The organism is Sphingomonas sp. 1185 (assembly GCF_040544655.1).
GTDB lineage: Bacteria > Pseudomonadota > Alphaproteobacteria > Sphingomonadales > Sphingomonadaceae > Sphingomonas.
In genome coordinates, this window is sequence record NZ_JBEPKL010000038.1 from 23,575 (window position 1) to 34,599 (window position 11,025).

The window sequence follows — 11,025 nt, forward strand, 5'->3', positions numbered from 1 at the left end:
TGACGACGTAAGGGGCCCGGCTCAGCTGCCCGGCATCCGACAGGGCCGGATCGTGTCGGGTTCGGGGCGCGGCCCGGTCGCGCGGAACGTGGCCAGATAACCGCCCGCCGAGGGCATGTTCTCGATCGAGACCTGGGTGAAGCCGACCGCCTCGAACTCGCATTTCAGCAGTTCGGGCGGGGTGCCGTGCGCGCGGGTGCGGCGATTGGCGTCGACCACCACGACCAGCCCGTCGGGCTTCAGCGCAGGGAACAGCCGCCAGAGGAACTCATAGGGCTGGTCGATCTCATGATACATATGGACCATCAGCACCCGGTCGAAGCTGTTCGGCGGCAGCTTGGGATCGGCGGGCTCGCCCAGCCGGACGCTGACATTGTCCAGCCGCTCACGCGCGACGCGGTCGGCCAGCCGGTCGCGCCAGGCGGCGACGATATCCTCCGCCAGCACCCGACCCTGCTTGCCGACGCGCTGCGCCAGGCGGACGGTGTAATAGCCCTCGCCCGCGCCGATATCGGCGACGGTCATGCCGGGGCGGATCTTCGCGCGGTCCATCACCTGGTCCGCCTCGCGCAGCCGGTCCCGCGCATCCTCGCTCGACCAGCGCGCCGATACCACGTCGGCGACCGGGCGGTCCGCCGCCGGAAAGGGTCCGGGCTTGTCCTCGTCGCGCTGGATCAGCGGCTTGGAGCCGTCGCACGCCGCCACCGCGCCCCCCAGCGCGATGACGAGTGCCGCCGCCAGGATCGATCCCGCCCCCTGGATACGCATCTTAGTCGACATCCTCCACCGCGACCGCCTCGCCGGTCACGCGCTGCGACAGCGCCGCCGCCATGAACGAGTCGAGATCGCCGTCCAGCACGTCGCCGGGCGCGGTCGAGGTGACGCCGGTCCGCAGATCCTTCACCAGCTGATAGGGCTGGAGGACATAGGAGCGGATTTGGTGGCCCCAGCCGATATCGGTCTTGGTCGCGTTCTGCGCATTGGCCGCCGCCTCGCGCTCGGCCAGTTCGCGCTCGTACAGGCGGGCGCGGAGCTGGTTATAGGCCTCGGCCTTGTTCTTGTGCTGCGACCGCTGGTTCTGGCACTGCACGACGATGCCGGTCGGCAGGTGGGTGATACGCACCGCCGAGTCGGTGGTGTTGATGTGCTGACCACCCGCGCCCGACGCGCGGTAGGTGTCGATGCGCAATTCGCTCTCGTTGATCTCGACCTCGATATTGTCGTCGATCACCGGATAGACCCAGACGCTCGAAAAGCTGGTGTGGCGGCGCGCGGCGGAGTCGTACGGGCTGATCCGCACCAGCCGGTGCACGCCCGACTCGGTCTTGGCATAGCCATAGGCGTTCTCGCCCTTGACCAGCAGCGTCGCCGACTTGATCCCGGCCTGCTCGCCCGCATGGAAGTCGATCAGCTCGACCTTCATGCCGTGCCGCTCGGCCCAGCGCGTGTACATGCGCTGGAGCATCCCGGCCCAGTCCTGGCTTTCGGTGCCGCCCGCGCCCGCGTTGATTTCGAGATAGGTGTCGTTGGCGTCGGCCTCGCCGGCCAGCAGCGCCTTGACCTTGTCGGCCTCGGCCCGCTTGGCGAGTTCGCCCAGGCTGGTGACGGCTTCCTTCTCCAGCTCCTCGTCGCCCTCCATCTCGGCCAGCTCGATCAGCTCGACCGTGCCCGACAGCTCGTTCTCGATGGCGCGGGTGGCGGTGATCGCCTCGTCCAGACGGCGACGCTCGCGCATCACGGCCTGGGCCTGTTTGGGGTCGTTCCACAGCGCCTGGTCCTCGACGCGCGCGTTCAGCTCGTCCAGGCGGCGCAGCGCGCGGTCCCAGTCGAGGAAGCGGCGCAGCAGCTCCAGGGCATCCTTGATCGTGTCGACATGAGCCTGCGCTTCAGCGCGCATGAAAATTCTCCGAATCGGTCGTGCGGCCGTCCGAACGGGGACGGCAAAACGAATATGGGAAGCGGGCTAGTAGATTCCGCCTTCTCTTTGCAAGAAATCGCTGTCGCGGGGCGCCGCCGGGGTGGCGGGGCCGGTCGGCGTCGCGGGGGCTTCGGTCGCGGGCCCTGCGCGGCGGGCGCGGCGGCGCGGTTCGCTCTCGGGCTTGAACGCTTCCCAGATCACCGCGGGCTTGGGATCGTCGCCGGTCGGGAAGGTGCCATAGACCGGCCGTCCGCTCGCCCGGTCGATCCGCACCATGCGGATGCCAGGAGGCGCGCGGAAGGGCAGCTTGTCCAGCCCTTCATAGGCCTTTTCGGCGAATTCGCGGAAGATCGGCACCGCGACCGTCCCGCCCTGTGCATAGCCGCCCAGCGAACGCGGATGGTCATAGCCGATATAGAGGCCGCCGACGAATTGCGGCGTGCCGCCGACGAACCACACATCGGTCGGGCCGTTATTGGTGCCGGTCTTGCCGAACATCGGCCGGTCGAGGTCGCGTAGGCCCGTCGCGGTGCCGCGCTGGATCACGCCCTCGGTGATATGGACCATCTGATAGGCGGTCATCGCGTCGAGCACCTGCCGCTGGTGCGAAACCGGGCGCGGCATCGGCTTGCCGTCATAATCGGCCATGTTGCAACGGTCGCAAGCGCGCCAATTCTCCGGCCAGATCACCTTGCCGTGCCGGTCCTGCACGAAGTCGATCAGCGAGGGATCGCCGCCGCGCCCGTTATTGGCCAGGATCGCATAGGCGTTGACCATCTGCCCCACCGTCGTCTCGCCCGCGCCCAGTGCATAGGCGAGATAGGGCGGGAAGTCGCCGATCCCCATCTGCTTGATGGTGGCGACGACGTTCTTCATGCCCACGGTCGCGGCGGTGCGCACCGTCATCAGGTTGCGCGACTGCTCGATGCCCCAGCGCATGGTGTGCGGCCCGGCGCCCGCCGAATTGCCGAAGTTGCGGAAGCATTTCGTGCCCAGATTGGCACCCTGGTCGACGCAGAACGGCCCGTCGACGATGATCGAGGCCGGGGTCATGCCATGGTCGAGCGCGGCGGAATAGACGATCGGCTTGATCGTCGAGCCCGGCTGGCGCTGGGCCTGGGTGGCTCGGTTGAACGCCTGGAGCCGCGCGTCGAAGCCGCCCTGCATCGCCAGCACGCGGCCGCTGGCGGGTTCCTCGACCACGAAGCCGCCCGAGATGCGCGGGATCGAGCGCAGGCCGAACACGCCGCCCTCCGGCGCGACCGCGACGATGTCGCCGACCTTCAGCGCGCTGAACGCGGTCGCCGCCGTGCCCCGGCGCGGCATCTGCGCCAGGCTGCGCGGCAGCGTGCCGGTGCGGCCATTGGCGAAGCCGATCGTCGCCTCGCTGCCGCCCTTGCCGGTCACGATCCCGGCGCGCCAGTCACGATAGTCGAGCGCGATATTGGTGTTGAGCAGCACCTGTTGCCAGTTGCTGTCGTCGATCGCCTCATGCCGGATCGGCCCGGACCAACCGCGCCCGCCCTCGAACCGGACCAGCCCGTCGCGCAGCGCCTGGGTCGCCAAGTCCTGAAGCCGGGTGTCGAGCGAGGTGCGCACCCACAGCCCGCCGTCATAGACGCTGTGCGGCCCGCTCTTGGCGTTCTCGCCGAACTGCTTGATCAGCTGGCGCCGGACCTCCTCGACGAAATAGCCGCCGACCTGCGCATATTTGGGGGTGCGGCGCAGCACCGTGCCCAGCGGCTCGGCCATCGCGGCGTCATATTGCGCGCGGGTGATGAAGTTGTTGCGCAGCATCTCGCCCAGCACATAGCCGCGCCGCTCCAGCGCGCGGTCGGGATGGCGGATGGGATCGTAATTGGACGGCCCCTTGGGCAGCACCGCCAGATAGGCCATCTGGCCGAGCGTCAGCTCGTTCAGTTCCTTGTCGAAATAGGCATGCGACGCCGCCTCGACGCCAAAGGCGTTACGCCCCAACGCGATCTGGTTGAGATACAGCTCCAAGATCTGCGGCTTGGTCAGCGCATTCTCGATCTTGTACGCCAGGATCGCCTCGCGCACCTTGCGCGTCGGGGAATAGGCGTTGCCGATCAGCAGGTTCTTGGCGACCTGCTGGGTGATGGTCGAACCGCCGCGCGCGCGCCGCCCGGTGCCCCATTTCTGCGCATAGTCGAGCACCGCGCCCGCCAGACCCGGATAGTCGACGCCGCCATGTTCGAAAAAGGTCTTGTCCTCCGCCGCCAGGAACGCGCGCACGAGCAGCGGCGGATATTCGTTATAGGACAGCTCGACCCGGCGTTCGCGCGCATAGGACTGGATCGGGGTGCCGTCGATGCCGCGGACATGGGTGGGCAGCGGCGGCTCATAGGCCTTGAGCGCATCGACCGAGGGCAGGTCGCGCATGAACAGGAACCAGAACAGGCCCGCGCCGATCACGGCCAGCAGGGCGAGCGCGGCCGACAGCCTCACCCACCAGCGGCGCCATGGCGGGCGACGCGGCGTTTCGGGGGCTTCGGACGGATGGGAGAAGGTGACGGCCATGATTTTGCGACGGTCCGTGTAGCAGGTTCGCTCCGGCTTGCCACCTGCCAGCCGTCACGCCCGCGTCAGGCGGCGGGCGGCTCGTCGCGATCCGGGCCGAGGGCGGGGTCGGGACCGGCCGAGGGCGCATGGCGCGCGCCGACATGCGCCTGCCCCCGCGCCGCCGCCAGCCGCTCCTGCCGGTGCCGCTCGGCATAGGCGGCCAGCCGCTCGGGGTCGCGGGTGCCGTGACAGGCGGGGCAGCTGACCCCCTCGACATAGAGCGGCGATGCGCGATCCTCGGGGCTGACCGGCATCCGGCAGCCATGGCATAGCGCATGCGAGCCCTGTGCCAGCCCATGCCCCACCGCCACGCGCGCATCGAAGACGAAACATTCGCCCTGCCAGCGGCTCTCCTCCTCGGGCATCGTCTCCAGATATTTCAGGATGCCGCCGTCCAGGTGGAAGACATCCTCCACCCCTTCGGCCTTGAGGAAGGCGGTCGCCTTTTCGCAGCGTATCCCGCCGGTGCAGAACATCGCGACCCGACTCTTGCCCGCCATCAGTTCGTCGCGGTGATCGCGGAACCAGGCGGGGAAGTCGCGGAAGCTCTTCGTCTTCGGATCGACCGCGCCGTCGAAGCTGCCGATCGCGACCTCGTAATCGTTGCGCGTGTCGATCAGCACGGTCTGCGGATCGGCGATCAGCGCGTTCCATTCCGCCCCCGCGACATAGGTCCCGACCTCGCGGGTCGGGTCGATACCGTCCACGCCCATCGACACGATCTCGCGCTTCAGCCGCACCTTCATCCGGTGGAACGGCATCGTCTCGGCGGTCGAATCCTTGTAATCCAGATCGGCGCAGCCGGGCAGCGTGCGGATATGGTCCAGCACCGCCGCGATTCCGTCATGGCTGCCCGCAATGGTGCCGTTGATCCCCTCGGCCGCCAGCAGCAGCGTGCCGCGAATCCCATTGGCCTCCGCAACGGCGAGCAGCGGTTCGCGCAGCGCGGCGGGGTCGGGGAAAGGGGCGAAACGGTAAAGGGCACAGACGCGGATCATCGCCCGCCCCTTACGCCGATCCGGCGATGGGGGCCAGACATGGCGCCCCGCGCCCCCGCGACATCACGCCCGCACGGGCAGCGACGCCTCCGCCAGCCACGCCACGGCCTCGTCATGGCTGAGGAAGGTGCGGCAATTGGGGCCGACCAGATAGCGCTCGGTCTGCAACTTGGCGAGGCTGGACCCCGCGACCGCCGCGATCGGGGCGGAGGTCAGCTTCAGCGCCTTGGGCATCATCGCCGCGAGCGCGTCGATCACCGGCAGCGGCTGGATGGGCGCCTTGCGCAGATCGGCTAGCGTGCAGAACGTCCCGTGCCGGATCCGGATCGCGGTCCCGCGCGCCAGCAGATCGGCCGAGAACATCGTCGTCACCGCCAGCGACCAGAAGCCATTGGTCGAGATGTGCAGAATCCGGGCGCGCTCGTCGAACGCGATGTCGTAATAGTCCTTCATCGGTCGCGCCCGTTACGCCACGCGCCGCATCGCCAGCGTGCGAAGCGCGGGCAGGATGACCGCTTTCTCGAGCACCAGGCGCGTCTCCACCAGACGAACGATTTGCGCCGAAGCCACCTTATAGCCCGGCCAATCCGCCTGCACCGCCGCCGTCGACCACTGCGCGATATGTCCGCTCGACAGCCGCCGCTTGACGACAAGGTCCCTGTCGAGTTCCGCGATGCGGGCCGCGAAGGCATCGCCCTGGCCGCGCAGGATCAGCGGATAGATTTCCGTCTGGAGGAATTTGGCGCGCGCGGTGCTGGCGGCAAGCAGGCCGTGCCGGGCGGCGCACAGCGCGGCCAGGTCCAGCACCGGCGACGCGCAGGCGCGGCGATACAGGGCCAGCTGCTCCGTCGTACGCCGATACTGCCCCTCAAGCTGTTCTACATATTCGGTCATTGGAAAATGACCCTAACCGCAAAAGTTTAACGAGTGTTGCCGGACCAGTTCGCCCAAATCTCCGCAGGGTTCAGCGCGATGCCATCCGCCGCGCGAAATGCACCTCGACCGCCTGGAGCACCGCCTGCGCGATCCGCTTCTGCCCGTCCTTGCTGGCCAGGAACGCGGCGTCCTGCATGTTCGAGATATAGCCCGTCTCGAACAGGATCGAGGGCATGTCGGGCGCCTTGAGCACCATCAGCGAGGCCATGCGGTGGAAGACCGGCTTGACCGGGATCAGCGGCTGCGCCTCGCGGCCCAGCAGGCGCGCGAAGCTGGCCGAGGCGTTCATCGTCTCGCGCTGGGTCAGGTCGATCAGGATCGAGGATACGTCGCTGTTCCCGCCCAGATCGACGCCCGCGATCACGTCCGCCTTGTTCTCGCGCGCCGCCAGCCGCGCGGCCTCCTTGTCGGAGGCGACGTCGGACAGGGTATAGGCGGTGGCCCCGCGCGCCTCGCCCGCGCCCGCGCTGTCGCAATGGATCGAGATGAACAGGTCGGCATGCAGCCGCCGCGCGATATTATAGCGTTCGCGGTGCAGGATATAACGGTCGTCCTCGCGGGTCAGCGCCGCGCGCACCCGGCCCGATGCCACCAGCGTATCGCGAATCGCCTTGGCGATGGCGAGCGTCACATCCTTTTCGCGCAGCCCCGTCTGCGGATTGATCGCGCCGGGATCGACCCCGCCATGGCCCGCATCGATCACCACCAGCGGGCGGTCGTCGGCGCCCTTGACCCGTGGCAGCGGCAGGGTGCGCGTCGCCGCCGGGACCGGCACCGACAGCGCATAGGTGGGCTTGCGCTGGAAATGGAAGGGAAAGAAGTCGAGCGCGCCGGCGAAGCTCGCCTGGGTATAGCCCTGGCGCACCGGCTTCAGGGTCAGCGACAATTGCCGCCCGTCATCGTCGAAGCCGCCGTCGAAGATCGTCGCATTCTCCGCCAGGTCGAAATCCAGGCGGGTGACGTCGGGCTTGATTCGCCGCTGGGTCAGGCCGCGCACCACCCCTTCGCGTACCGCCAGCGCGTTGGGCGAGGCGCCGGTCACGTCGATCGACACGCGGCGCGGCTCGTCCAGCATGACGCTGCGCGCGCGTTTGACGGGTGTATCGAACCGGATGATCACCTGCGCGCCGCGCACCACGACCTTGCGAATCGTGGCGGCCCACGCACCCGCCGGCGCGAACACCCCCATCAGAAAAGCGATCAGCATCAACACGACGCGGCGTACATGCCGCGCCCGCCGGCCGCTGGTCCAGCGAAAAGCCATCACCCCAAAACCCTTTTCGGCGATCGGTCGATCGACATTCGGGGGTAACGCCGCGCAGCTGTATCCAGCCTTTCCACCCATGGTTAACCGGCAATTCGGCATTTTCCGGCCGGGAGAATCGGCAGTTTTCCGCCTGTTGCGCAAACGTTCCGATGATGCTAGCAATCCGGTGGACCCCGGCCCCGATCACCTCTCCCACGATCGGGGCGGGGCCATCCATCAAGGGCCGGGAACGCGAAGGCTTTCGCGCCAGGGCCAACCAGGTTGACGCTCGCATGACGCATATGATCCACCCCGCAGTCCGACCGGCCCATGCCGGCGGGAACGCGGTGTCGTGGATCCGCACCGGCCCCGTTGCCGGCGCTGCGGCTGCGGCCGACACGCATTCCGTTTTTTCCAGCGGACCGGCGCCCCGCGCCGCCGCCCACCTTATTTACCGCGCGCGACGGCTGCCACAGGGCCCGACGCGCGCGTGGAGACTTCATAATGACCACGCGTATGCTGATCGACGCACGCCACCGGGAAGAAACCCGCGTGGCGGTCGTCAAGGGTAACCGGATCGAGGAATTCGACTTCGAGTCGGCCGAGCGCAAGCAGCTCAAGGGCAATATCTACCTCGCCAAGGTGACCCGCGTCGAACCGTCGCTGCAGGCGGCCTTCGTCGATTACGGCGGCAACCGTCACGGCTTCCTGGCCTTTTCGGAAATCCACCCCGACTATTACCAGATCCCCAAGGAAGATCGCGAAGCCCTGCTCCGCGAAGAGGCCGAGCATGCCGCCGAAGAGGCCGCGCTGCGCGCCGAGCTCGACGCCGAGGATGACGAGGATCACGACGGCGAGGATCATGACGATCACGCCGACGACCATCACGACGACGAGGACGGCGAAGAGAATGGCGCCGCCCCGCGCGCCCGCAAGTCGACCGTCAATGACGACCAGGTCGAGGCGCTGCGCCAGCGTCGCCAGAATCTGCGCCGCCGCTACAAGATCCAGGACGTCATCCATCGCCGCCAGGTGCTGCTGGTCCAGATCGTCAAGGAAGAGCGCGGCAACAAGGGCGCGGCGCTGACCACCTACCTGTCGCTGGCGGGTCGCTACTGCGTGCTGATGCCCAACACGAGCCATGGCGGCGGCATCAGCCGGAAGATCTCGAACGCGGCCGACCGCAAGCGCCTGAAGACCATCATGGCCGACATGGCGCTGCCCTCGACCATGGGCTGCATCGTCCGCACCGCCGGGCTCCAGCGGACCAAGACCGAGATCAAGCGCGACTTCGACTATCTGGCGCGCCTGTGGGACGGCATCCGCGAAAAGACGCTGCATTCGTCGGCGCCCGCGCTGATCTATGGCGACAGCGACCTGATCAAGCGCGCGATCCGCGACATCTACAATCGCGAGATCGAGGAAGTGATCGTCGAGGGCGAGGAAGGCTATCGCCAGGCGAAGGACTTCATGCGCCTGCTGATGCCCGCCCATGCCCGCCGGGTGAAGCAATATGCCGACGCCGTGCCGCTGTTCCAGCGCGCGCATGTCGAGGATCAGCTGGCCGCGATGTACAATCCGGTCGTCCAGCTGAAGTCGGGCGGCTATCTGGTCATCAACCCGACCGAGGCGCTGGTGTCGATCGACATCAACTCGGGCCGTTCGACCCGCGAGCATAATATCGAGCAGACGGCGACCGCGACCAATCTGGAAGCCGCGCAGGAAATCGCGCGCCAGCTGCGTCTGCGCGACATGGCGGGCCTCGTCGTCATCGACTTCATCGACATGGACAACAACTCCAATGTCCGGAAGGTCGAGAAGGCGATGAAGGAGGCGCTGAAGAACGATCGCGCCCGTATCCAGGTCGGCCGCATCTCGTCCTTCGGCCTGATGGAGATGAGCCGCCAGCGGCTGCGCACCGGCGTGCTGGAAGCGTCCACCCGCCCCTGCCCGCATTGCGAGGGCACCGGCCTGGTCCGCACCGCCTCGTCCTCGGGCCTGTCGGCGCTGCGGCTGATCGAGGACGAGGCCGCGCGCGGTCGCGGCTCGATCCTGACGCTGCGCGCCAGCCAGGAGGCCGCCATCTATGTGCTGAACCGCAAGCGCGCGGACATCGCCGAGATCGAGGATCGCTACGGCGTCACCGTCGAGATCATCCCGGATCGCGAGGAAGAAGGCGCGCGCATGACGGTCGAGGCCTCCGGCCCGCCGCCCGCCTATGCCCCCAAGATCGACACGCTCCTGCCCGTCGAGGAGGATGAGGACGATCTGATCGACGAGATCGAGGAGGAAGAAGAGGACGAGGTCGAGGAGGAAGCCACCGAAGCCACCGCGCCGCGCGAACCCCGCGAGGAAGGCGAAGGCGGCCGCAAGCGTCGCCGCCGCCGTCGTGGTCGCCGCAACCGTGGCGAGGCCGAGCAGGGCGAAGGTGCCGAGGCGACCGAGGAAGCCGAATCCGATGAGGCCGAGGACGGCGAGGAGAACGCCGCCGAAGCCGTCGAGGCGACCGAAGCCGAGACCGAGTCCGGTGAACCGCGCGAAGGCGGTCGCCGTCGTCGTGGCCGTCGCGGCCGTCGCGGTGGCCGTCGCCAGGACGGCGGCGCGACCGAGGTTGCGGCCGACGCCGGTGCCGAACCGGTTGCCGAGGGCGATGACGACGCGGCCGAAACGCCGCTGACCATCGAGGAGCCGATCGAGGCGGGCGATGCCGCCCCCGTGACCACCCCGCTGGCGGTGGCCGAGGCCGAGGCGGAAGCCGCGCCCAAGACCCGTCGTCGCCCGCGCGCCCGCAAGGCCGCGCCGGTGGTGAGCGAAACGGTCGAGGCACCGGTGGCCGAAGAGGCTCCGGCGGCGGACGCCCCGGTCGCCGAGGTCGAGGCGGAGGCCCCCGCCAAGCCCAAGCGCACCCGCAAGAAGGCCGCCCCCAAGGCGGCTGCCGAGCCGGTCGCCGAGGAGGCCCCCGCCGCCGAGGCGGAAGCCCCGGCCAAGCCCAAGCGCACCCGCAAGAAGGCCGCCCCCAAGGCAGCCGCCGAGCCGGTCGCCGAGGAAGCCCCCGTCGAGGCCGAAGCCGTGACCGCCGAGGAACCGGCCCCGACCGCCGAGCCGGACGCCGCCACGGGCGAAACCCCGCGTCGCGGCTGGTGGCAGCGGACCTTCGGCGCCTGATCGCCGAACCCTGAACGCGAAGACGCCCTCCTTCCCCGGCGGAAGGAGGGCGTTTTTGTTTGGGGGAGCTTGCAAAGATGCCTGTTCTTCCCTCGCCCCTCGCAGAGGGGAGAGGGTTGCGCAGACTTGGTCTTTGCGAGAGCAAAGGCCTAGTCGGAGCTGGGTGAGGGGTGGGCGCT

8 protein-coding genes are annotated in these 11,025 nt (G+C 68.4%); 1 reads left to right on the forward strand and 7 read right to left on the reverse strand.

What is annotated here, in order from left to right:
* Positions 1-21 precede the first annotated feature (21 nt).
* From ABIC44_RS18055 to ABIC44_RS18085, 7 genes are all read right to left on the reverse strand, one after another.
* Positions 22-780 (reverse strand): class I SAM-dependent methyltransferase, encoded by a 759-nt coding sequence (locus ABIC44_RS18055; protein WP_354296811.1) that lies wholly within the window; start codon positions 778-780, stop codon positions 22-24.
* The gene (prfB, locus tag ABIC44_RS18060; RefSeq protein WP_307102574.1) at positions 770-1,897 is read right to left on the reverse strand and encodes a peptide chain release factor 2; all 1,128 of its coding nucleotides are present in this window, start codon (positions 1,895-1,897) and stop codon (positions 770-772) included. Before prfB ends, ABIC44_RS18055 begins: the two co-directional genes overlap by 11 nt.
* A gap of 66 nt (positions 1,898-1,963) precedes the next feature.
* Positions 1,964-4,459: a penicillin-binding protein 1A gene (locus ABIC44_RS18065; RefSeq protein ID WP_354296812.1), complete on the reverse strand. Its 2,496-nt coding sequence runs from the start codon at positions 4,457-4,459 to the stop codon at positions 1,964-1,966.
* Positions 4,460-4,524: 65 nt separating this feature from the next.
* Positions 4,525-5,499: an oxygen-dependent tRNA uridine(34) hydroxylase TrhO gene (gene trhO, locus ABIC44_RS18070; protein ID WP_354296813.1), complete on the reverse strand. Its 975-nt coding sequence runs from the start codon at positions 5,497-5,499 to the stop codon at positions 4,525-4,527.
* Positions 5,500-5,562: 63 nt separating this feature from the next.
* Entirely contained in the window at positions 5,563-5,952 is a 390-nt protein-coding gene (locus ABIC44_RS18075; RefSeq protein WP_354296814.1) for a hypothetical protein, read from the reverse strand.
* Positions 5,953-5,964: 12 nt separating this feature from the next.
* A complete protein-coding gene (locus ABIC44_RS18080) occupies positions 5,965-6,393 on the reverse strand; it encodes a hypothetical protein (RefSeq protein ID WP_354296815.1) in 429 nt (142 codons plus the stop codon).
* A gap of 70 nt (positions 6,394-6,463) precedes the next feature.
* Positions 6,464-7,699 carry an N-acetylmuramoyl-L-alanine amidase family protein gene (locus ABIC44_RS18085; protein ID WP_309692274.1) on the reverse strand — a complete coding sequence of 412 codons (1,236 nt, stop codon included), beginning with the start codon at positions 7,697-7,699 and terminating at the stop codon, positions 6,464-6,466.
* 486 nt (positions 7,700-8,185) lie between these two features.
* On the opposite strand from ABIC44_RS18085, the gene ABIC44_RS18090 reads away from it, so the two are divergent.
* Positions 8,186-10,846, forward strand: coding sequence for an Rne/Rng family ribonuclease (locus tag ABIC44_RS18090; RefSeq protein WP_354296816.1), 2,661 nt, complete (start codon positions 8,186-8,188; stop codon positions 10,844-10,846).
* Positions 10,847-11,025 lie beyond the last annotated feature (179 nt).

Bases quoted from the DNA above. Each gene is read 5' to 3' on its own strand.
- ABIC44_RS18055 (WP_354296811.1), bottom strand. From the start codon at position 780: ATGTCGACTAAGATGCGTATCCAGGGGGCGGGATCGATCCTGGCGGCG.
- prfB (WP_307102574.1), bottom strand. From the start codon at position 1,897: ATGCGCGCTGAAGCGCAGGCTCATGTCGACACGATCAAGGATGCCCTG.
- ABIC44_RS18065 (WP_354296812.1), bottom strand. From the start codon at position 4,459: ATGGCCGTCACCTTCTCCCATCCGTCCGAAGCCCCCGAAACGCCGCGT.
- trhO (WP_354296813.1), bottom strand. From the start codon at position 5,499: ATGATCCGCGTCTGTGCCCTTTACCGTTTCGCCCCTTTCCCCGACCCC.
- ABIC44_RS18075 (WP_354296814.1), bottom strand. From the start codon at position 5,952: ATGAAGGACTATTACGACATCGCGTTCGACGAGCGCGCCCGGATTCTG.
- ABIC44_RS18080 (WP_354296815.1), bottom strand. From the start codon at position 6,393: ATGACCGAATATGTAGAACAGCTTGAGGGGCAGTATCGGCGTACGACG.
- ABIC44_RS18085 (WP_309692274.1), bottom strand. From the start codon at position 7,699: ATGGCTTTTCGCTGGACCAGCGGCCGGCGGGCGCGGCATGTACGCCGC.
- ABIC44_RS18090 (WP_354296816.1), top strand. From the start codon at position 8,186: ATGACCACGCGTATGCTGATCGACGCACGCCACCGGGAAGAAACCCGC.